This window comes from Massilia scottii (assembly GCF_030846495.1).
Lineage (GTDB): Bacteria > Pseudomonadota > Gammaproteobacteria > Burkholderiales > Burkholderiaceae_D > Telluria_A > Telluria_A violaceinigra.
Map to the genome: position 1 here is coordinate 192,576 of NZ_JAVCWM010000013.1, position 20,337 is coordinate 212,912.

Consider the following 20,337-nt stretch of genomic DNA (forward strand, 5'->3'; position numbering starts at 1 on the left):
AGGCAGCTCTACATCCCGTCTTAAAGGCTTCCGTGTTACTCATCAGCGTCAAAGAATTGCTTTGATAGGCAAGAGAGAAAAACTCATAGGTAATCTATGCATCCTTGGCAATCTGCTGTAGTCCAGAAACGTCGCCCAGATTCATTGCCCAGTCACGTCAGGCGCCGCGCGTCCCAAGGTACCCACATGCTGCGTGCAGGCCCTTACCGGGATTGTGATTGCTAAAGACATTAATAGTTCCATTGGGCGTGAACCTATCAATGCTCAGTGACTCCCGAGCAGGCTATGCTAGTTCAGTTGAGTCGGAGTAGCGAGGCGAACCGGGGCGGCAATAATTGCCGCCCTGAACTGTGCCAATTTACTCGATCAAACTGATCACGCGTCGATATTGCCGGCTCGTAGCGCATTCGACTCGATAAAGTTCCTGCGCGGCTCAACCTCATCACCCATCAGCGTGGTGAAAATCTGATCCGCAGCAATCGCGTCATCAATCTGCACCTTCAGCAAACGGCGCACGGTCGGGTCCATCGTGGTTTCCCACAGCTGTTCCGGATTCATCTCGCCCAGCCCTTTGTAGCGCTGCTTGCTGACAGTGCGCTCGGCTTCGTCGCGCAGCCATTGCATCGCGTGGTGGAAGTCGTCAACCGCCGTTTCCTTCATGCGCTCGCCTTCGCCGCGGCGGATGAACGCGCCTTCGCCGATCAAACCCTGGAAGGTGGCAGCAGCACTGGCCAAGGTCGAGTAATCGGCACCCTGCACAAAATCGGCATCGATCGAGCTGACCTGGATATTACCGTGGTGCATACGTTCAATGCGCAGCGCGTGTTTTTCGCTCAGGTCGTCCGAACGCACGCTCACCTTGACGGCTTTGTCGTCGATCATCTTTTCCATCGCGGCGGCCGATACCCCGGCGTTGTCCAGGGTGTCCAGATTGAGCGTCACGCCGGTCATGATGGCGGTCAGCGCGGCGCGGTCGATCACGCGCGTCAGGCGCATCATGATCGCGTTCGCCAGGTTGAACTGGCGTACCAGTTCGGCCAGCGGTTCGCCGGAAATCGGCTCGCCGCCGTCGCGCGGGGTCAGTACGGCGCTGTTTAACGCCACCGTCATCATGTAGCTCGCTTCTTCCACGTCGTCCTTGAGATAACGCTCGTCGCGGCCCGACTTGACCTTGTACAGCGGCGGTTGCGCGATATAGATATGGCCGCGTTCCACCAGTTGCGGCATCTGGCGATAGAACAACGTCAGCAGCAGGGTGCGGATGTGGGCGCCGTCGACGTCCGCATCGGTCATGATAATAATGCGGTGATAACGCAGCTTCTCGACGTTGAATTCGTCCGGTCCGATCGAGGTACCCAACGTCGCGATCAGGGTCGTGATCTGTTCCGACGACAGCATCTTTTCAAAGCGCGCCTTTTCCACGTTCAGCACCTTGCCGCGCAGCGGCAAAATGGCCTGGAATTTACGGTCGCGCCCTTGTTTTGCCGAGCCACCTGCCGAATCACCCTCGACGATGTACAGTTCGCACAGCGCCGGGTCTTTTTCCTGGCAATCGGCCAGTTTGGCCGACAGGCCCAAACCGTCCATGATGCCTTTGCGGCGGGTCAGGTCGCGCGCCTTGCGGGCCGCTTCGCGCGCGCGCGCCGCTTCCACGATTTTGCCGCAGATGATTTTGGCATCGTTCGGCTTTTCCATCAGGTAGTCGGTCAGCGTCTTGGCGACGATTTCCTCGACCGGGCCGCGCACTTCGCTCGATACCAGTTTGTCCTTGGTCTGCGAGCTGAATTTCGGCTCGGGCACTTTCACCGACAGCACGCAGGTCAGGCCTTCGCGCATGTCGTCGCCGCTGATTTCAACCTTGGCTTTCTTGGCGAAATCGTGCTCGTCGATATATTTGTTGATCACGCGCGTCATCGCGGCGCGCAGGCCGGTCAGGTGGGTGCCGCCGTCGCGCTGCGGGATGTTATTGGTGAAGCACAGTACCTGTTCGTTGTAGGCGTCGTTCCATTGCATGGAGACGTCGACGCTGATATTCGTGCCCTGGTCGGACAGGCGTTCGCCGGTGGCCTGGAACACGGTCGGGTGCAGGACGGTCTTGGCTTTGTTGATGTATTCGACGAAGCCGCGCGTGCCGCCTTCGAAGGCGAAGATTTCTTCCTTGCCGGTGCGCTGGTCGGTCAGTTTGATATTGACGCCGTTATTCAGGAACGACAGTTCGCGAATCCGCTTGGCCAGGATTTCGTAGTGGAACTCGACGTGCGTGAAAATCTCTTCGTCGGCCCAGAAGTGGACGTCGGTGCCGCGCTTGTCGGTTTCGCCGATGACCTTGATTGGCGAAACTGCCACGCCGTCGATCATTTCGATTTCGCGGTTCTGCGGCACGCCGCGCACGAATTCCATGTAGTGCACTTTGCCGTCGCGGCGGATGGTCAGCTTGAGCAGTTTCGACAGGCCGTTTACGCAGGATACGCCCACGCCGTGCAGACCGCCCGAGACTTTGTACGAGTTCTGGTCGAACTTGCCGCCGGCGTGCAGTTCGGTCATGACGATTTCGGCGGCGCTGCGCTTCGGCTCGTGCTTGTCGTCGAATTTGAGGCCGGTCGGTACGCCGCGGCCGTTATCGGTGATCGAAATCGAATTGTCGGAGTGGATCGTGACGTGGATTTCGGTGCAGTGACCCGCCAGCGATTCGTCGATTGAGTTGTCCAGCACTTCGAACACCAGGTGGTGCAAGCCGGTGCCGTCCGAGGTGTCGCCAATGTACATGCCGGGGCGCTTGCGCACCGCTTCCAGACCTTCGAGGATCTGGATTGAGGAGGCTCCGTATTCTTCGATCTTGGCGGGGATTGCTGGTGTGTTCTCGGACATGGACTGCTTTCTCAAAAAACGATGTATCGGGTACTAAAATTCGGAACCGCCACCCCGTCGGTTCCGCCACTGGCGGAACCGACGGAGCGTAGTTTCCTGGTATTGCGTGGTGCTTAAATCCGCATCGGCATAACGACGTACTTGAAGTCCGCGTTATCCGGAATCGAAATCAGCGCCGACGAGTTCGAGTCGCCCAGGGCGATGTTGATCTGGTCGCACTTGAGGTTGTTCAACACGTCCAGCAAATAGGTCACGTTGAAACCAATGTCGACGCTGTCGCCGCCGTAGTCGATTTCCAGCTCTTCAACCGCTTCTTCCTGGTCCGCATTGGTCGAGCTGATCTTCATGCTGCCCGGGCTGATGATGCAGCGTACGCCCTTGAACTTGTCGCTCGTCATGATCGCCGCGCGTTGCAGCGAACGCAGCAACTCGTCGCGGCCGATCGTGAAGTCGTTCTTGTAGCCTTTCGGAATCACGCGCGTGTAATCCGGGAACTTGCCTTCCACCAGCTTCGAAACCAGCTCGATGTCGGCGAAGGTCAGCTTGACTTGCGAAGTGGAAATGTCCAGCTGGACCGTTTCGTCGCTTTCTTCCAGCAAACGCTGCAATTCGATAATCGTCTTGCGCGGAATGATGACTTCCTGGCGCGTGAATTCCTGCTCGGTCTCAACCTGGCAAAACGCCAGGCGGTGGCCGTCGGTCGCCACGGCGATCACGTTGCGCCCGTCCAGCACCAGCAGCAGGCCGTTCAGGTAGTAACGGATGTCCTGTTGCGCCATCGAAAAGTGCACCATGTTGAACAGGTGCTTGAGCGTTTTCTGCGGCAGGGTGACCGTGGCGTTGTAGGTGTCCGCGACCGAGACGGTCGGAAACTCTTCCGCCGCCAGGGTTTGCAGCGCGAAGCGCGATTTGCCGGTCTGCACCGTCAGGCGCTTGTTCAGCAAGGTCATCGTGACGTCGCCCGACTCGGGCAGGGCGCGCAAAATGTCCAGCAGCTTGCGCGCGGCCACGGTGGTACCGGCCACATCGGCACCCGAGCCGATGCTGGCGTGCGTCGTGATCTGCACTTCGGTGTCCGTCGACAGGAACGAGACGTTTTCGCCGTCCTTGCGGATGAGGATATTGGCCAGAATCGGCATAGTGTGCCGACGCTCGACAATACCGCTCACGATCTGCAGTGGCCGGAGAAGGGTATCTCGGGTGGTTTTGACCAATTGCATAGTAATCCTCGGTAGAGTTGTCAGAAATATACTGTATGGCCCGGTACGCAGTGCCGCCACGCCGGCCGCCCCCGGCAAGCGGGCTTGCCTTGAGGCTGACAACGCAACAACAGGGCCTCGGTAACCTTGCTGCTAATGCTATATTTTGCCAGAAATTGCCGTTCGCACATTAATTCAGGCTTTAACCCTTCAAAGTCTGTTCCAGGACGTGCAGCTCGTGGTTGCACTCCGCGTTCTTGGTGCGGTCGAGTGCGATCTTGCGCACCGCGTGCAGCACCGTGGTGTGGTCGCGCCCGCCGAACAGTTCGCCGATCTCCGGCAAGCTCTTCTGGGTCAGTTCCTTGGCCAGGTACATCGCGATCTGGCGCGGCCGCGCAATGTTGGCTGGCCGGCGCTTGGAGTACATGTCGGCCACCTTGATGCTGAAGAAATCGGCCACCGTCTTCTGGATGTTTTCCACCGAGATCTGGCGGTTCTGTACCGACAGCAAATCCTTCAGCGCTTCCTTCACCACATCGATGGTGATGTCCTTGCCGTGGAAGCGCGAGTACGCCAGGATCTTGCGCAGCGCGCCTTCGAGCTCGCGCACGTTCGAGCGCAGGTGCTTGGCCACGAAGAAGGCCACGTCGTCCGAGAACGTCACGCCTTCGGACTGGGCTTTCTTGAGCAAAATCGCCACGCGCATTTCCAGCTCCGGCGGCTCGATCGCCACCGTCAGGCCGGAATCGAAACGCGAGATCAGGCGGTCGTCCATGCCGGTGATTTCTTTTGGATACGTATCGCTGGTGATGATGATCTGCTTCTTCGCCGCAATCAGTGCCTCGAACGCGTAGAAAAACTCTTCCTGCGTACGGCTCTTGCCGCCGAAGAATTGAATATCATCGATCAGCAGCATGTCCAGCGAGTGGTAGTAATGCTTGAAGTCGTCGAAGCCCTTGCGTTGATAGGCGGTGACGACGTCGCGTACATACTGTTCCGCGTGGATGTAGCGAATCTTGGCGCCCGGCTGGTCGGCCATCACCTGGTTGCCGATCGCGTGGATCAAGTGCGTTTTACCGAGGCCCACGCCGCCGTAGAAGAACAGCGGGTTGTAGCTCACGCCCGGATTGTTGGCCACCTGGATCGCGGCGGCGCGCGCCAGCTGGTTGGCCTTACCGGTGACGAAGCTGTCGAAGGTCAGGTCGGTGTTGACGCGGCTCTGTTCGCGACGCGGTGAATTTCCGATGTTGAACATTTCCGGTGCAGCCGGATTGTCCGCAGGGCCATTGCCGGGACCATTGTTGATGGTGCCGGGCAGCGGGCCGTCGTTCGGGGCCGGATGGGGCGCGACCGGTTTTTTCGGCAGCGCGTTACGCGGGTCGAGCACGAACTGCACTTCCGTCGGCGCTTCCCAGTACTGGGAGGCGAGGGCGGTGATGCGGTTGGCGAACTGCGACTTCACCCAGTCCAGCTTGAAGCGGTTCGGTGCTGCGATGCGCAACTTGCCGTCCTCGTAGTCGAGGGCAACCAGCGGTTTGATCCACGCACTGAATTGTTGCGGCGTCAGCTCCAGTTCCAACTGCGCGGAACAGGTCTGCCAAAAATTTTCCATGAATCTTCTGTCTGAATAAGGTGTGGAGGGGCGGTTCGATGATGCTTCGCTAGCGCATGCGTTGCGAGCGGTTCGCCACACGTAACACGCTATTCTACCCGCGAAGGCCCGAGTTATCCACAGGCACGCTGCTTATTTTCGGTGCGGAGGTGACGTGGCAGAGGGGAAATGGGGGGAATGCAAGTTGTCGTTAAATCACGACTGTTTGCTCTCCCCGGCGTGGCGGGAACGACGGGCTAGGGGCTGGGCGGAAACGACCCCGCTACGGCGCCGTGTGATTCCCACCCCACATTTCCCCGCCAAAAACACCCCGGCCGGGCCCCCAAACCACAGCCTTCCTTGACAAAAGCCAGTCAAATGAGTTCTAATCCAAGGTTCCCCGCCCGTACTCCGTGCAAATGAGTCAATCTGTTGTGGCTTGTCGGTGTGGCTTAGCGGGTAAATATGAGTATTTTTGCTGTGGCGTGACGCTGGCTTAACATCTGCGAAATGTCATTGGCGCCGAAAACTGACGGGACGTCAGACCCGATTTTGCATTTTATTTTGCTTTAAGCGAGACCACCATGAAACGTACTTACCAACCTTCCGTCGTTCGTCGCAAGCGTACGCACGGCTTCCGTGCACGTATGGCTACCCGTGGCGGTCGCGATGTGCTCAATGCACGCCGCGCCAAGGGTCGCAAACGCCTGGCTGTATAAGTCTGGCACTTACTGCTCGATCGCGGTTGGCTATGACTAGCGAAGGTTCACACGACTTCGCGCGCGTTCGGCGTATCGTTAAAACGGATGAATTTTCATCCGTTTTTCGTTTGCGCCCTGCCCAAAAAACGGCCCATTTCGTGCTCTACACCCGCTCGAACGACTTGCCGCATGCGCGGCTCGGCGTGGTTGTGGCCAAGCGCTTTGCGCCCCGTGCCGTCACCCGCAATACGATCAAGCGCGTGACGCGCGAGCTGTTCCGCATGGCGCCACTGCCTCCCGTCGACTGCATCGTGCGCCTCGCGCGCCCGGTCAACACCAAGCAAGGCCCGGCCACCACCGCCGCGCTCAAGGCGATCCTGCGCGCTGAAATTGCGCGCCTGTTTTCGTCACAGGCGCCACGTAGTACGCCGCAGAGTGCGTCACCTGGTGCGCCACCCGGTGCGCCGCGCGATGCGACACCCGACGCGGCAAGCGAGCCGAAAGCCTCACCATGAATACCCTGCTCGTCTGGTTATTGCGTGGCTATCAGCTGATGTTATCCCCGATGCTGGGGCAGCGCTGCCGCTTTTACCCGACGTGCTCCAATTATGCGATCGAAGCGATCCGCACCCACGGCGCCGCGCGCGGCAGCCTGCTTAGCGCGCGCCGCCTGTGCCGCTGCCATCCGTGGGATGATGGCGGATTCGATCCGGTGCCGCCCGCGCACCCGGACAATTCTTCTACAGCCGCTTGCGGCTGCAACCACTCCTGACCAATACCTCAATGGAAATCAATAAACGTACTATCCTGTGGATCGTGTTTTCCGTCTCGCTGGTGGTTCTCTGGAACGACTGGATGGTAGCGAACGGTAAACAGTCCATGTTTTCCGCCACGCCGCCTGCGAAGACGGCCGTGGTCGCCACCACCGCGCCGGCCACCAGCCTGCCGGCCGCCGCCGCTGGCGCCGCTGGCGTCGCCGGCGTGCCTGGCGCCGCTGCGCCGGCCGCTTTCAAGGGCGAAACGATCACCATCACCACCGATGTCATGAAAGTCGACATCGATACCGTCGGTGGCGTGATCAAGCGTCTTGAATTGCTCAAGTTCCGCGATTCCATCGACAAGACCAAGAACCAGGTCCTGTTCGATGTGACGCCCAAGGGCATCTATGTCGGCCAGACCGGCCTGATCGGCAATGTGGCCGGCGCAGCGATGCCGAGCCATGAAACCGGCTTCATCGCCAAGTCCGGTCCGCGCGCACTCGACAGCGCCAACGAAGTCCAGCTCGTGCTCGAAGCCGAGCAGGCCGGCGTCAAGCTGACCAAGACCTACACCTTCAAGCGCGGCGATTACCTGATCGGCATGCGCCACGACGTCGCCAACGTCGGCACCGTTCCGGTCAACCCGTCGCTGTACGTTCAGCTGCTGCACCACGGCAACAAGCCGGAGGGCGAGTCCTACTTCAATTCGAGCTACACCGGCCCGACGATGTACACCCCGGCCGAGCACTACCAGAAGCTGACGTTCGAGGCCATCGAGAAAAAAGGTCACGCCGAGCACGCCACCAAGGCGAACGATGGCTGGGTCGCCATTTCGCAGCACTATTTTGTCTCGGCTTTCCTGCCGCCGGCAAACAAGCCGCGTGATATTTTCACCAAGAAGATCGACACCAACCTGTACGCCATCGGTACCCTGATGCCTCTGGGCGCCATTGCCCCGGGCGCGAGCGTGTCGAGCGACGTGCGGCTGTATTCCGGTCCGCAGGACGAGAACAAGCTGGCCACCATCGCGCCGGGCCTGGAGCGGGTCAAGGATTACGGTTTCCTGCACGTCATCGCGCAGCCGATTTTCTGGGTCATGGACCAGATCCATAACGTCCTGGGCAACTGGGGCTGGACCATCATCGCCTTCACCATCCTGATCAAGCTGCTGTTCTTCCCGCTGTCGGCTGCCGGCTACAAGAGCATGGCGCGCATCAAGGTGGTCACGCCGAAAATGCAGGCCATCCGCGAGAAGTACAAGGGCGACCCGGCCAAGATGAACCAGGCCACGATGGAACTGTACAAGACCGAAAAGATCAATCCGCTGGGCGGCTGCCTGCCGATCCTGGTCCAGATGCCGGTCTTTATCGCCCTGTACTGGGTGCTGCAGGCGTCCGCCGAAATGCGCGGCGCCCCATGGATCGGCTGGATCACCGACCTGACCGCGCCGGACCCGTACTTCATCCTGCCGGTGCTGTACGCGATCTCGATGTTCATCACGACCAAGCTGAACCCGGCGCCAGCCGATCCGATGCAAGCGAAGATGATGCTGTTCATGCCGCTGGCGTTCTCGGTCATGTTCATCTTCTTCCCGTCGGGCCTGGTGCTGTACTGGGTTGTGAACAACATCTTGTCGATCGGCCAGCAATGGGTCATCACCAAGAAGTTTGAAGACGCGGCAGCCAAGAAATAAGCGTTAGCCGCGCTCAAAAAAGCCCGTGTTCCCCACGGGCTTTTTTTATGCCCGCGCGCGCCAACACAATGCCGCCTGCCTGTTGCGGCAATTAAATTACAATCACAACTATGAAACTCGATACTTCCCCCATCGCCGCAATCGCCACCGCACCGGGCCGCGGCGGCATCGGCGTCGTGCGCGCCTCCGGCAAATCGCTGGCGCCGCTGCTGGCTGCGCTGTTTCCGGATGTTACGTTGAGCGCGCGCCGCGCGACCTATATTCCCTTCAGGCAGGCCGACGGCAGCGTGATCGACCAGGGTATCGCCCTGTATTTCAAGGGCCCGCGCTCGTACACCGGCGAAGACGTGCTCGAACTGCAGGGCCATGGCGGACCGATTGTGTTGCAGATGCTGCTCGCACGCGTGCTCGAAGCGGGCGCCGAATCCGGCCTGCGCCTGGCCGAGCCGGGCGAATTCACGCGCCGCGCGTATCTGAACGACAAGCTCGACCTGGCCCAGGCTGAAGCGGTCGCCGACCTGATCGACGCCTCCACCGAGGCCGCCGCCAAGTCGGCCACGCAATCGCTCTCCGGCGCCTTTTCCAAGACCATCAATACCCTGGTCGAGCAAACCATCGGCCTGCGCATGCTGGTCGAAGCGACCCTCGATTTCCCGGAAGAAGAGATCGACTTCCTCGAAAAGTCCGACGCGCGCGGCCAGCTGGCCGTGATCGTGGCCTCGCTGGAGCGCGTGTTCCAGCAGGCGGCCCAGGGCGCGCTGCTGCGCGAGGGGCTCAACGTGGTGCTGGTCGGCCAGCCCAACGTGGGTAAGTCTTCACTTCTCAATGCCCTGGCCGGGGCCGACGTGGCCATTGTTACGCCGATTGCCGGCACCACGCGCGACAAGGTCACCGAAACCATCCAGATCGAAGGCATTCCGCTCAACATCATCGACACCGCCGGCATCCGCACCATCGACGACGCGGTCGACGTGGTCGAACGCATCGGCATCGAGCGCACCTGGGGCGAAGTGGCCAAGGCCGACGTCATCCTGCACCTGCTCGACGCCGACCTGGGGCCGACCCGGGCCGACGACGCCATCGTCGCCGCCTTTCCGGCCGGCGTGCCGGTGCTGCGCGTGTGGAACAAGATCGACCTGTCGGGCCACAAGAGCTCGGTCCACCCGACCGAGGAAGCGACCAATATCTATCTGTCGGCGCATGAGCATGTGGGCATGGACCTGTTGCGCGCGGAATTGTTGCGCATCGCCGGCTGGCAACAGACCGGCGAATCGCTGTTCCTGGCGCGCGAACGGCATCTGATTGCCTTGCGCTCGGCGCACAAGCATCTGGCGCTGGCCGGCGAGCATGCCGCGCAAAACGACCAGTCGCTCGACCTGTTCGCCGAGGAATTGCGGCTGGCGCAGGCGCAGCTGTCGAGCATCACCGGCCAGTTTTCGTCGGACGATTTGCTGGGTGTGATTTTCAGCCGCTTTTGCATCGGCAAATAGGCTGCGGCCAACGCCACAGCGTTATTTTCAATGATTTCCCTGCACGGAAAGGCTTCAACATGGAATTACCACGCACCCTGGATGAACTGCGCAGCCGTTTCAACGCCGGCGAATCGTTTTCGTTCTTGCAGTTCTGGGGCCACACGCCCGCCAAGGACGGCAAGATCACGCGCAGCTGCTTCAGCCAGTGGTACGACGCCCCGTTCGAGCTCGACGGCGACCGTTACGCCACCGCCGAGCACTTCATGATGGCCGCCAAGGCGCGCCTGTTCAACGACGAACCCACCCGCGCCAAGGTACTGGCCGCGCTCACGCCCGGCGCCGCCAAGGCGCTCGGCCGCGGCGTGGCCGGTTTTGTCGATGCCGACTGGCTGGCGCACCGTTTCGATATCGTCTGCCGCGCCAACGTCGCCAAATTCGGACAAAACCCGGCCCTGCGCGATTTCCTGACCGGTACCGGCGCGCACGTGCTGGTCGAAGCCAGTCCGGTCGACCGCATCTGGGGCACCGGCCTGGCCGCGGCCGATCCCCGTTCGGAAGACCCGAACCAGTGGGAAGGCCCGAACCTGCTCGGATTCGCCCTGATGGAGGCGCGCCGGCAGCTGCAGCAGGCATGACCGGCGGCCCGGTTGTGTTGTGAATGTGCATCAGTTATCTCTATAGCAATGAAACTAATGTTGCTATAATGCTCAGCTGATCGACACAATGACAACCGAAGGGATGTGTATGAAGAAGTATTTTCGCGCGGCAGCTATTTTGCTCGTGCAACTGGCAGCCTTGCCTGCTTTTGCCGCGCCCGCGATCGCGACGCCTGTCTGCGACATTCTGCCCAGCGCGACCATCGAGGCGCTGATCGGCATGCCGGTGGTCGGCAAGGAAGCCAGCACGGGGATGTTCTCGGAAGCATGCGTGTTCACGACGGCGGCCGCCAAGCAAGGTCCCTCCATGTTCATCATCGAGCACTACACCAAGCCGCTGCCGGCCGGCGCCGAAAAAGACATGGTGATGACCACGCCGTCCAGCCAGGTGCTCCCGGTCGCCGGCCTTGGCGACGAGGCGTGGATGAATAGCTACACCAGCGAATTGCTGGTGCGCCGCGGCAGCGCCGTACATAAGATTATCGCCCGTGCGGTCGAGTGCGAAAAGTTGGCCGATGAAACGTACAATGAGCAGGACGTGCGCTGCACCGCCAAACGGGTCGGCATACTGAAGCAGACGGCAGCGGCGATCCTGGCGCAATAGTGCGCACCAGGCGGCACATCCACAAGTCAAGTCGCACGGTGCGCGCATGAGTCCGCTCATTTGCTATAGTGGTTCATTCGCGCATTTCCAGGAGTGGCCGCCCGATGATCCCCATTTGCCCCGCCGACGATACCCACGTCAAGCCGGTTGCCGCTTGCGCGCAATGCAGGAATAACGACGAACTGGGTTTCGATTTCGAATACGCCTACCAGCCGATCGTTCACCTGCGCCAGCGCGCCATTTATGCGCACGAAGCGCTGGTGCGCGGGCCGAACGGCGAATCGGCGTATTCGGTGCTTTCCAAGGTCAACGATACCAACCGCTACATGTTCGACCAGGCGTGCCGGGTGCGGGCCATTCGCGGCGCGGCCGAACTGGGCATCGCCGAGCTGCTGTCGATTAACTTCCTGCCGAATGCCGTGTACCGGCCCGAAGCCTGCATCCGCAGCACCTTCAACGCGGCGCGCGAATACGGCTTTCCGATCGAGCGGATTATCTTCGAGGTCACCGAAAGCGAACAGGTGATGGACCGCCCGCACCTCGTCAATATCTTCGAGGAGTACCGCCGCTTCGGTTTTCGCACCGCCATCGACGATTTCGGCGCCGGCTATGCCGGCTTGAACCTCCTGTCCGAATTCCAGCCCGATATCATCAAGATCGACATGCAGCTGGTGCGCGATATCGATACCAGCCCGGCCAGGCAAGCCATCGTGTCGGGCATCGTGAGCATTTGCGCCAAGCTGGATATCGCGGTGTTGGCCGAAGGCATCGAAACGCCCGGCGAGCGCGATTTCCTGCGCGATGCCGGCGTGGACCTGATGCAGGGCTACCTGTTCTGCAAGCCCGCCTTCCGCGCGATCGGCGTGGTCGATCCGGCTTCCTGGAAATAAACTAAAAAATAATCAAAAACGCTGTCGATTTCGCGATGGCTGCTTCGTCGTCGTAGTAGCAACCCACTCTTCAAGGAGAAAACGCTATGCTCGACACGCCGTATATCACCCGCACCGACCCGGTGCAGGCGGCCGTCATTCGCCTCGACATTCCACGCGCCGAGATCGTCCACGTCATGGGCCCCGGCATGGCCGAATTGCTCGCCACGACCGCGGCCCAGGGCGTCGGCCCTGACGGACGCTGCTATTCGCACCACTTCAGCATGCAGTCCGACCGTTTCGACTTTGAAATCGGGGTGCCGGTGTCCGCGCCGGTCACGCCAGCCGGGCGCGTGCAGCCCGGTGTACTGCCGGCGGCGCGGGTGGCACGCGCCGTCCTGCACGGGCCCTACGACGCCTTGCCCGGCGCCTGGGGCCAGCTGATGGCCTGGATCGAGGCGCAGGGCCTGAGCAAAGCGCCTGGCCTGTGGGAAGTGTACGTCAGCGGTCCGGATCTCGATCCCGATCCGTCCACCTGGCGCACGGAACTTAACCAAGCATTGACTGACTAACCAATTACGCAAAGGAGAATCTCCATGAGCACGCAAGCCGTCCAACGTATTCCCGAAGACATGCACACCGTTACCCCGCACATCGTGTGCGCCGACGCCGTGTCGGCCATCGATTTTTATGTCAAGGCCTTCGGCGCCACCGATACCGGCAAGATGCTGGCGCCCAATGGCAAGCTGATTCACGGAATGATCCGCATCGGCGATTCCGCCATCATGCTGGCCGAAGAAACGCCGGAGTGGGGCGCCATCGGTCCCCTGACCCTGAAAGGCTCGCCCGTCACCCTGCACCTGTACGTGCAGGACGCCGACGCGGCATTCCAGCGCGCCATCGATGCCGGCGCCACCGCCGTCATGCCGCCGTCCGACACGTTCTGGGGCGACCGCTATGGCGTGGTCAAGGATCCGTACGGCCACAGCTGGTCGATCGCCCATCACATGCGCGACATGACCATGGAAGAAATGCAGGAAGGCGCGGCCAAGGCCTGCGGCGAACCCGGCGCATGACAGGAGAGCGACCATGAGATTCATGATCATCGTGAAGGCCAGCCCCGAATCCGAGGCTGGAAAAATGCCCAGCGAAAAGCTGCTGACCGAGATGGGCAAATACAATGAAGAATTGGTCAAGGCCGGCGTGATGCTCGCCGGCGAAGGCTTGCACCCGAGTTCGCGCGGCGCGCGCGTCCAGTTTTCGGGCAACAAGCGCACCGTGGTCGACGGGCCGTTTGCCGAAACCAGGGAGCTGGTTGCGGGCTTCTGGCTGATTCAGGTAAAGTCGAAGGAAGAAGCGATCGAGTGGGTCAAGCGCTGTCCGAATCCGATGGAAAGCGATTCCGAGATCGAGATCCGGCAAGTGTTTGAGGCGGAAGATTTCGGCGCCGAATTCACGCCGGAGTTGCGCGAGCAGGAAGAACGATTGCGCGCGCAGCTGTAGTTCCATGCCGTTCCCGCCCCATCAGGCGCGGCAACGGCGGTTCATCGGCACTATTCGTATTCGTTCACTGCGTTCCACCCTGGAGAACACCATGCGCTACATGCTCTTGCGGCGATCCGACCCGGCCCACGAAGCCGGCCTGCCCCTGTCGCCGGCCGGCCGCGCGGCCTTCGCAAGCTACACGGGCGCCATGGCGGATGCCGGCATCCTGCGCGCCTGCGAGCACCTGCTTCCCAGCGCCAGCGGCGTGCGCCTGAGCATCGCCAACGGCCGCGTGACCCGAACTGACGGTCCTTTTTCGGCTGCGCACGCGCTCATTGCCGGCTTCGCCGCGATCGATGTCGCATCGAAAGGCGAAGCGCTGGAATGGGCCGCGCGCTGGCCGCCCGGCGAGGCGGGCGCCGCCGAGGTCGAGGTGCGCCTGAGCGGCTGTCCCGGCGGCTGCGCCGATGTCCACGCGGCCGAGCAGCCCGGGGCGTCCGGCCAGCGTTACGCCATCCTGCTGCGTTCCAGCACGGACCTGGAAAATGAAACCCCGGTCGCGCGCGCCCGGCTTGACGCCCTGGACGCCCACAATGCGGCCGAGGCGCGCGCCGGCGTGCTGCTGGGGGCCGACGGGCTGCGCTCGAGCGCATTGGGCACGCGGGTCAGGATGGCGTCCGGCAAGCTGACCGTGGTCGACGGCCCCTTTACTGAAATCAAGGAGATGATTGCCGGCTACTGGCTGATCCGCGCCCCGTCGCTGCAGGACGCCATCGCCTGGGCCACGCGCAATCCATATCCGGTCGGGCCGCCGGTCGAGGTGGAAATCCGCCAGCTGGCCGAACTGGCCGATGCCGCCGGCGTCTTCACGCCCGAGTTGCGCGCCGCCGAGCAGCACATGCGCACCCACCAGCTCGACGCCGGCATGCGCGCGCAGCTGGCCGGCGGTGCGCCCGTGCCGCGCTAGCCGATGGCGGCAACGGAGGCGACGCAAGCAAAGGAGCCGATGCCGGCAAAGGAGGAGCCGCAGGCGAAGCACGCGGCCGCGCGCGTCATCGAAGGCGTCTGGCGCATCGAGTCGGCGCGCATCATCGGGGCGCTGGCGCGCATGCTGCGCAACGTCGGACTGGCCGAGGAACTGGCGCAGGACGCCTTGGTCAGTGCACTGGAACGCTGGCCCGAGGCCGGCATTCCCGACAATCCGGCCGCCTGGCTGATGACGGTGGCCAAAAACCGCGCGCTCGACCACCTGCGCCATGCCACCTTGCAGCGTACCAAGGAATCCGAGCTCACCTACGAGATCGAAACCTTGCTGCAGGATGCCGCGCCCGACCTCGACGCCACCCTGGAAGACGACATCGGCGACGATCTGCTGCGCCTGATGTTCATCGCCTGCCACCCGGTGCTCTCGACCGAGGCGCGCGTGGCGCTCACCCTGCGCCTGCTGGGCGGGCTGACGACCGATGAAATCGCCCATGCGTTTCTCGTCTCCGAAGCGACGGTGGCGCAGCGCATCGTGCGCGCCAAGCGCACCCTGGCCGAAGCCAAGGTTCCGTTCGAGGTACCGCGCACCGACCAACTGGTGGCGCGCCTGGCGTCGGTGCTGCAAGTCATTTATCTGATCTACAACGAAGGCTATTCGGCCAGCGCCGGCGGCGACTGGATGCGCCCCAAGCTGTGCGACGAGGCTTTGCGGCTCGGACGCATCCTCGCTGGCCTGTTGCCGCACGAACCCGAGGTGCACGGTTTGGCGGCGCTGATGGAAATCCAGTCCTCGCGCGCGCGGGCGCGGCTCGGGCCCCAGGGCGAGCCGGTCTTGCTGCTCGACCAGGACCGCAGCCGCTGGGACCAGATGCTGATCCGGCGCGGGATGGCGGCGCTGGAGCGGGCCGGGCAGCTGGGCGAGAGCTACGGTCCGTACGCGCTGCAGGCTGCCATCGCCGCCTGCCATGCGCGCGCGTTGACACCGGAGCAGACCGACTGGCAGCGCATTGCCGCGCTGTACGATGCGCTGGCGCAGCTGATGCCGTCGCCCGTGGTGGAGCTCAACCGCGCGGTGGTGCTGGGGATGGCGTACGGGCCGGCGGCCGGGCTGGAACTGGTCGATGCGCTGATCGCCAGCGATACGCTGCGCAATTATCACTTGCTGCCCAGCGTGCGCGGCGATTTGCTGGCGCGCCTGGGGCGCATGGACGAGGCATGTGCCGAGTTCAGGCAGGCGGCGGAGTTGACCAATAATTTGCGCGAGCGCGCGCTGTTGCGGGCGCGCGCGCAAGGTTGCGCTGGGGAGGGGCGATAAACGGATAGACGGATACGCTGCATGCCGCCGGCGCGGGAATGACGGTTTTGAATGTAGTGGCAACAGCGGCTCACGCCATACCGAGCGCAAGCGAAGCGCCGTCACGCTCGCGGCCGTCCCCATCGAATCATGCTAGCCTTCGTCTCATGAAAAAGCTCCTTCGCACATGCGCGCTGCTGGCGCTGGCCGGCAGCCTGCTGGCCTCCTGCGCCAGCGTGATCGGCCCGCGCCAGATTGAACTCCCCTTAAGCAAGCTGCAGGCAGGCATGGACCGGCGCTTCCCCATCAGCAACCGGGCGCTGGAGATCTTCGATATCCAGCTCCACCGCCCGCAACTGTCGCTCGCCCCCGGCAGCGGCCGCGTCGGCGTTTCCCTGGAAGCCGCAGTGGCCTCGCCCTTCACGCGCCAGTCATGGCGCGGCAGCCTGGCCATGTCGGGCCGCCCGTATATCGATGCCGCCCGCAACGCCGTGCTGATGGCCGAGCCGCGCGTGGACCGCTTCGCCATCGATGGCATCGACGCCGCGCAACAGCGCGACCTGGCCGCGGCGGCAAATGTGCTGATGAACAAGGTCGTCGCCGATGTCGCGGTCTACAACTTCCGCCCGGAAGATTTGCGCTATGCGGGGGTGCAATTCGTACCGACGCGCATCCAGACCACCGCTTCGTCCCTGATCGTTACGGTCGAGCCGGCGAAGTAAGGCCGCCGGCATTTTCCCGGCCTTTCCGGCCGTCCCCGCGGCCGACGCGCATTTCCAACCCTGCTATGATTTAACGCTGCGAATCTACCCACTGTCGGGTATCTCCGTGGTTGTTGCGTCGCAACGAACGTGTGTTTTCCCTTGATTGCGGCAGCCGCATATTGCGTGCAAACTTGGGATTGATCGTGACCGTTTCACCGAATGCCGCAGGACTTGCGAATTCTCATGTCCGAAGTATTCCGCTAAAGTAATCTTGCTCTGGGAATTCGCTGTGCTGTCATTTTGGGGGTGACTCGTGGGAACGATAGAGGAAAGTTTGCCGGAAAAAGAGGCGGGGCTCGACGCCTCGTCCGACGCACCGTCGGCGCCGGTGCGGCCGCGTCAGGCCCTGCCGCCCAAGGGCTCGTGCTGGTATTGTGAAAAGCCGCTCGACAGCGTCAAGCGCTTCTGCGGCAAGGCCTGCGCCGATTCGTTCGACGAAGAAGCCGAATACACCCGCTGATGCGGCCGCGCCACGCCGCGCGATCGGCGTCGATCAGAGCGCGGTCTGCCTGAGCGCGCGCAGGGCGCCGTCGAAATCGAAGTCATTCACCGCTGCCGTCACCCGCGCCAGCCTGGCCTCGCCCAGGATCACGCGCAGGCTCGCCCCCGACTCGTCCAGCAGGTCGACCGCCGCGCCATCGGCGTCGATCAGCAATTCCACCAGCCGCGCCAGCAGTACCGGGTCCTGCAGCAGCGGGCGTTGCGGCATGTCGAGCACGAAGCCGTCCGGCGCACTGCCGGCCAGCACCTGGTCGAGCAGGTGCAAGACCTTGTCGAAGGCGCCCGCGAGCGCATTGAGCGCCACGTGCTGCGCCAGGGGATCGGTGCGGATCGCCAGTTCCAGGGTGCTGGCATGCTGGTGCAGGCGGTGCGCGCCGATCATGCCGGCCGCGCCTTTCAGGGTATGCGCCAGGCGATGCGCCAGGATGGTGTCGCCCGCGGCAAGCGCTTGGCAAATCGGCACCGCCCCGTGCGCATAATCGCTGCGAAAGCGCCTGAGCATGCGCGCGTACAGATCGCGGTTGCCCATGATGCGGTCGATGCCGTCGGCCATATCGATCACCGCGCGCGCGGTCGCATCGGCGCGCAATTCGACGGGGACGGGCGGCTTCTCTCTCGGGGGCATGAATTGGGCTGTTGTTCATTATCTAATAAACTACACGATAGCAGAGTTTTAACGGTAAACCGCAGCAATATCGCCCTATTTGCTCGTAAAAGACCAGGTTTTCGTGATCGGCAAGCCATCGATGGTGCCGGAGAAACTGACGTCGTACACCGTCCGTGGCGCCAGCACCGTGAGCGGGATGATGGCGGCGGCCGACTTGGGCGTGTGGCTGTCCACGCCGAGCTTGAGCAGCTTGACGTCGAGCAGCGCTGCGCCGCGCGGGCGCACGGTGAAGCTGTCCACCGTCAGCGCGGCGTCGAGGTCGGCGTGCACGCTGATCGGGTAACCCACTTCATTGAGGTTCTCGACCGGGTCCGGCTCTTCGTAGTTGCTGAAAAAGTTAGGCGTGACGCCGGCCTGGCCATCGGCCGGCCAGGTTGCGATATTGCCGCGTCCCACGCCGGGGCCGAAGCCGTTGTTGGCCGCGAAATTGCTGGTGAAATAGGTGTAGCCGGCGGCGGTGGTGGCCGAACCGGTGCCGATTTCCTTGAATTTGGGCTCGAACATCACGAAGCGGTGGTAGATGGCGGTGATCAATTCTTCGGCCATGTAAAAGCCGGAAGCGTTCGAGGTGGCCGAGATCACTTCGCCATAGGCAGTGTTGCTCGGTACGAAAACATAGCCGGCACCGGTCAGGCGGTCCAGCAGCTGCGCGCCGGTATAGCCGGGGGCGCCGGCGGTCTGGTCGTGCGTCACCTTGTTGTTGCTCTTCTGATAGTCGGAGTGCCCCTGGGCGGCGCGCTCGATACTGGCGTTGCGCGTGAGTGCGGGCATGCCGATCTGGGCGCGGCGGAAGTTAATCCAGTTCAAGCCGTCGAGCGCGGTATTGTTGGTGACGAGGGGGGCGCCCGGCACCTGCGCCAGCGCGGCCGAGGCGCTGGTCTGGGCCGAGGGGGGGTTGTCGCCGTCGCCGCCGCAGGCGGACATGGCCAGCGCGCATGACAGACCCGCTGCCAGCGTGCTCCAGCGATGCAATCTGTTCATGCCGCTCTCCCCCGACTGGAAAAATCTCTTGAGAATTGATTCTAGGGGAATTCAGAAATCGGTGAGATTTGTTTGCCGCCGTTTGATCTGGCGCATGCAGGTCGACGCTGTAAAATACCAACACTATCCTCGATGCGATTGCGAAACCACTTGAAACCCACACGCCAGCAGCGCCTCGCGCGCGCCAAGTTTGCCTTGCCGAGCTTTGTCACGCTGCTATCGATTGCGTGCGGCTTCGGCAGTATCGTCATGTCGGTCGACAATGCCCACGTCGGCCTTGCCGCGGACTACCGCATGGCCGCCATCCTGCTGGTGCTGGCCGGCGTGTTCGACGCGCTCGACGGCTTTGTCGCGCGCGCCACCAATACCTCGTCCGAATTCGGCATGCAGCTCGACTCGATCGCCGACGTCATGAATTTCGGCTGCGCTCCGGCCATGCTGCTCTATTGCTACGGCTTCGTGCAACTGGGCGTCGACCATCCGACCCTGCTGCGCGCCGGCGGCCTGGCCTGTTTCGTGTTCGTCGCCTGCGGCGCGCTGCGGCTGGCGCGCTTTAACGTCAATGTCGGGCGCACCGATCCGCGCTACTTCGTCGGCATGCCGATCACGGCCGGCGCCGCCTGCGTGGCCGCGGTCGTGGTGGCCTGGCCGGCGCCGCTGACCACCGCCGTGCAAGGTTATCTGGTGATGCTGCTGATGGTGGGCGTCGGCACGCTGATGGTCTCGACGGTGCGTTTTCCGAGCTCCAAGCAGCCGAAAAGCACGCTGCTGTTCGTCGTCATCGGCATCGGAGTCGTCTTGCTCGCCTGGCTGCAGACGCGCTTCTTCGTGCTGTTTTTCGTGCTGTACATCAGCGTTACCCTGCTGCTCAATATCGCATGGCAACTCGGCTGGCGCGGCGTGCCGGCCCCGGCCGTGTACGAAGACTAGAACCGGGGGCGCGAACGCCTCAGGCGAACTTGTCGAGCATGGCGGCCAGCTTGCTGGCGCTGGCCTGTGCTTCGGCCAGGTCGCGCGCGTTGGCGCTCTGGGTTTGGATGGTATTGGTGAGCAGTTGCACGAAAGAGCGGTCCAGCGCCTTGCGCGCCGCCGCCATCTGCTGCGCCACGGCGTCGCAATCGGACGGCGTGGCGGCCAGCGCGATCAGCTTCTGCACCCCGCGCAACTGGCCCTCGATGCGCGCCAGGCGATGCAGCAAATCCTTCTTTTGCAGGGCGGTGAGGGCCGTGCTCTCGACGATGTCCGACATC

At 62.5% G+C, this 20,337-nt stretch carries 22 protein-coding genes; 16 read left to right on the forward strand and 6 right to left on the reverse strand.

Features of this window, described 5'->3' with window-relative positions; all coding sequences use genetic code 11:
* Positions 1–375 precede the first annotated feature (375 nt).
* The 3 genes from gyrB to dnaA form a co-directional block, all read right to left on the reverse strand.
* Entirely contained in the window at positions 376–2,868 is a 2,493-nt protein-coding gene (gene gyrB / locus RBA41_RS19500) for a DNA topoisomerase (ATP-hydrolyzing) subunit B (RefSeq protein WP_099872689.1), read from the reverse strand.
* Positions 2,869–2,981: 113 nt separating this feature from the next.
* Positions 2,982–4,088, reverse strand: coding sequence for a DNA polymerase III subunit beta (gene dnaN / locus RBA41_RS19505; protein ID WP_054265133.1), 1,107 nt, complete (start codon positions 4,086–4,088; stop codon positions 2,982–2,984).
* 181 nt (positions 4,089–4,269) lie between these two features.
* Entirely contained in the window at positions 4,270–5,679 is a 1,410-nt protein-coding gene (dnaA, locus tag RBA41_RS19510) for a chromosomal replication initiator protein DnaA (RefSeq protein WP_054265132.1), read from the reverse strand.
* A gap of 563 nt (positions 5,680–6,242) precedes the next feature.
* Between dnaA and rpmH the strand changes: the two genes are divergently transcribed.
* From rpmH to RBA41_RS19585, 15 genes are all read left to right on the forward strand, one after another.
* A complete protein-coding gene (rpmH, locus tag RBA41_RS19515; protein WP_010401996.1) occupies positions 6,243–6,377 on the forward strand; it encodes a 50S ribosomal protein L34 in 135 nt (44 codons plus the stop codon).
* Positions 6,378–6,409: 32 nt separating this feature from the next.
* A complete protein-coding gene (gene rnpA, locus RBA41_RS19520; protein ID WP_306625912.1) occupies positions 6,410–6,874 on the forward strand; it encodes a ribonuclease P protein component in 465 nt (154 codons plus the stop codon).
* A complete protein-coding gene (gene yidD, locus RBA41_RS19525) occupies positions 6,871–7,131 on the forward strand; it encodes a membrane protein insertion efficiency factor YidD (RefSeq protein WP_306625913.1) in 261 nt (86 codons plus the stop codon). Before rnpA ends, yidD begins: the two co-directional genes overlap by 4 nt.
* Positions 7,132–7,142: 11 nt before the next feature.
* Positions 7,143–8,810 (forward strand): membrane protein insertase YidC, encoded by a 1,668-nt coding sequence (gene yidC, locus RBA41_RS19530; RefSeq protein WP_306625915.1) that lies wholly within the window; start codon positions 7,143–7,145, stop codon positions 8,808–8,810.
* A 110-nt stretch (positions 8,811–8,920) separates the two neighbouring features.
* Positions 8,921–10,300 (forward strand): tRNA uridine-5-carboxymethylaminomethyl(34) synthesis GTPase MnmE, encoded by a 1,380-nt coding sequence (gene mnmE / locus RBA41_RS19535; RefSeq protein WP_306625917.1) that lies wholly within the window; start codon positions 8,921–8,923, stop codon positions 10,298–10,300.
* Between the two features lie 59 nt (positions 10,301–10,359).
* The gene (ybiA, locus tag RBA41_RS19540; RefSeq protein ID WP_306625918.1) at positions 10,360–10,917 is read left to right on the forward strand and encodes a riboflavin biosynthesis intermediates N-glycosidase; all 558 of its coding nucleotides are present in this window, start codon (positions 10,360–10,362) and stop codon (positions 10,915–10,917) included.
* An 88-nt stretch (positions 10,918–11,005) separates the two neighbouring features.
* A complete protein-coding gene (locus RBA41_RS19545; protein ID WP_306625920.1) occupies positions 11,006–11,542 on the forward strand; it encodes a hypothetical protein in 537 nt (178 codons plus the stop codon).
* A 104-nt stretch (positions 11,543–11,646) separates the two neighbouring features.
* The gene (locus tag RBA41_RS19550) at positions 11,647–12,432 is read left to right on the forward strand and encodes an EAL domain-containing protein (protein WP_306625921.1); all 786 of its coding nucleotides are present in this window, start codon (positions 11,647–11,649) and stop codon (positions 12,430–12,432) included.
* A gap of 86 nt (positions 12,433–12,518) precedes the next feature.
* Positions 12,519–12,983, forward strand: a complete 465-nt coding sequence (locus RBA41_RS19555) for a GyrI-like domain-containing protein (RefSeq protein WP_306625923.1) — start codon at positions 12,519–12,521, stop codon at positions 12,981–12,983.
* Between the two features lie 24 nt (positions 12,984–13,007).
* Positions 13,008–13,487: a VOC family protein gene (locus RBA41_RS19560; protein WP_306625925.1), complete on the forward strand. Its 480-nt coding sequence runs from the start codon at positions 13,008–13,010 to the stop codon at positions 13,485–13,487.
* Between the two features lie 13 nt (positions 13,488–13,500).
* Positions 13,501–13,914, forward strand: a complete 414-nt coding sequence (locus tag RBA41_RS19565; protein WP_306625927.1) for a YciI family protein — start codon at positions 13,501–13,503, stop codon at positions 13,912–13,914.
* A 91-nt stretch (positions 13,915–14,005) separates the two neighbouring features.
* Positions 14,006–14,863: a YciI family protein gene (locus tag RBA41_RS19570; protein WP_306625929.1), complete on the forward strand. Its 858-nt coding sequence runs from the start codon at positions 14,006–14,008 to the stop codon at positions 14,861–14,863.
* A 39-nt stretch (positions 14,864–14,902) separates the two neighbouring features.
* On the forward strand, positions 14,903–16,195 hold the full coding sequence (locus RBA41_RS19575) for an RNA polymerase sigma factor (protein ID WP_306625931.1): 1,293 nt from the start codon (positions 14,903–14,905) through the stop codon (positions 16,193–16,195).
* 146 nt (positions 16,196–16,341) lie between these two features.
* Positions 16,342–16,896: a DUF1439 domain-containing protein gene (locus tag RBA41_RS19580; protein WP_306625933.1), complete on the forward strand. Its 555-nt coding sequence runs from the start codon at positions 16,342–16,344 to the stop codon at positions 16,894–16,896.
* A gap of 316 nt (positions 16,897–17,212) precedes the next feature.
* A complete protein-coding gene (locus tag RBA41_RS19585) occupies positions 17,213–17,398 on the forward strand; it encodes a hypothetical protein (protein WP_229413226.1) in 186 nt (61 codons plus the stop codon).
* Positions 17,399–17,431: 33 nt separating this feature from the next.
* On the opposite strand, the gene RBA41_RS19590 is transcribed toward RBA41_RS19585, so the two are convergent.
* Together RBA41_RS19590 and RBA41_RS19595 are read right to left on the reverse strand one after the other, a co-directional pair.
* Positions 17,432–18,064, reverse strand: coding sequence for an Hpt domain-containing protein (locus RBA41_RS19590; protein WP_306625936.1), 633 nt, complete (start codon positions 18,062–18,064; stop codon positions 17,432–17,434).
* A 75-nt stretch (positions 18,065–18,139) separates the two neighbouring features.
* Positions 18,140–19,087, reverse strand: coding sequence for a CAP domain-containing protein (locus RBA41_RS19595; protein ID WP_306625938.1), 948 nt, complete (start codon positions 19,085–19,087; stop codon positions 18,140–18,142).
* Between the two features lie 150 nt (positions 19,088–19,237).
* Here RBA41_RS19595 and pssA point away from each other — a divergent pair, with 150 nt between their 5' ends.
* A complete protein-coding gene (gene pssA / locus RBA41_RS19600) occupies positions 19,238–20,017 on the forward strand; it encodes a CDP-diacylglycerol--serine O-phosphatidyltransferase (protein ID WP_306625940.1) in 780 nt (259 codons plus the stop codon).
* Between the two features lie 19 nt (positions 20,018–20,036).
* Here the strand turns inward: pssA and RBA41_RS19605 are convergent, their stop codons facing one another.
* Entirely contained in the window at positions 20,037–20,336 is a 300-nt protein-coding gene (locus RBA41_RS19605) for a metal-sensitive transcriptional regulator (protein ID WP_099872637.1), read from the reverse strand.
* Position 20,337 lies beyond the last annotated feature (1 nt).

Coding starts and splice junctions, on each gene's coding strand:
- gyrB (WP_099872689.1), bottom strand. CDS start 2,868: ATGTCCGAGAACACACCAGCAATCCCCGCCAAGATCGAAGAATACGGA.
- dnaN (WP_054265133.1), bottom strand. CDS start 4,088: ATGCAATTGGTCAAAACCACCCGAGATACCCTTCTCCGGCCACTGCAG.
- dnaA (WP_054265132.1), bottom strand. CDS start 5,679: ATGGAAAATTTTTGGCAGACCTGTTCCGCGCAGTTGGAACTGGAGCTG.
- rpmH (WP_010401996.1), top strand. CDS start 6,243: ATGAAACGTACTTACCAACCTTCCGTCGTTCGTCGCAAGCGTACGCAC.
- rnpA (WP_306625912.1), top strand. CDS start 6,410: ATGACTAGCGAAGGTTCACACGACTTCGCGCGCGTTCGGCGTATCGTT.
- yidD (WP_306625913.1), top strand. CDS start 6,871: ATGAATACCCTGCTCGTCTGGTTATTGCGTGGCTATCAGCTGATGTTA.
- yidC (WP_306625915.1), top strand. CDS start 7,143: ATGGAAATCAATAAACGTACTATCCTGTGGATCGTGTTTTCCGTCTCG.
- mnmE (WP_306625917.1), top strand. CDS start 8,921: ATGAAACTCGATACTTCCCCCATCGCCGCAATCGCCACCGCACCGGGC.
- ybiA (WP_306625918.1), top strand. CDS start 10,360: ATGGAATTACCACGCACCCTGGATGAACTGCGCAGCCGTTTCAACGCC.
- RBA41_RS19545 (WP_306625920.1), top strand. CDS start 11,006: ATGACAACCGAAGGGATGTGTATGAAGAAGTATTTTCGCGCGGCAGCT.
- RBA41_RS19550 (WP_306625921.1), top strand. CDS start 11,647: ATGATCCCCATTTGCCCCGCCGACGATACCCACGTCAAGCCGGTTGCC.
- RBA41_RS19555 (WP_306625923.1), top strand. CDS start 12,519: ATGCTCGACACGCCGTATATCACCCGCACCGACCCGGTGCAGGCGGCC.
- RBA41_RS19560 (WP_306625925.1), top strand. CDS start 13,008: ATGAGCACGCAAGCCGTCCAACGTATTCCCGAAGACATGCACACCGTT.
- RBA41_RS19565 (WP_306625927.1), top strand. CDS start 13,501: ATGAGATTCATGATCATCGTGAAGGCCAGCCCCGAATCCGAGGCTGGA.
- RBA41_RS19570 (WP_306625929.1), top strand. CDS start 14,006: ATGCGCTACATGCTCTTGCGGCGATCCGACCCGGCCCACGAAGCCGGC.
- RBA41_RS19575 (WP_306625931.1), top strand. CDS start 14,903: ATGCCGGCAAAGGAGGAGCCGCAGGCGAAGCACGCGGCCGCGCGCGTC.
- RBA41_RS19580 (WP_306625933.1), top strand. CDS start 16,342: ATGAAAAAGCTCCTTCGCACATGCGCGCTGCTGGCGCTGGCCGGCAGC.
- RBA41_RS19590 (WP_306625936.1), bottom strand. CDS start 18,064: ATGCCCCCGAGAGAGAAGCCGCCCGTCCCCGTCGAATTGCGCGCCGAT.
- RBA41_RS19595 (WP_306625938.1), bottom strand. CDS start 19,087: ATGAACAGATTGCATCGCTGGAGCACGCTGGCAGCGGGTCTGTCATGC.
- RBA41_RS19605 (WP_099872637.1), bottom strand. CDS start 20,336: ATGTCGGACATCGTCGAGAGCACGGCCCTCACCGCCCTGCAAAAGAAG.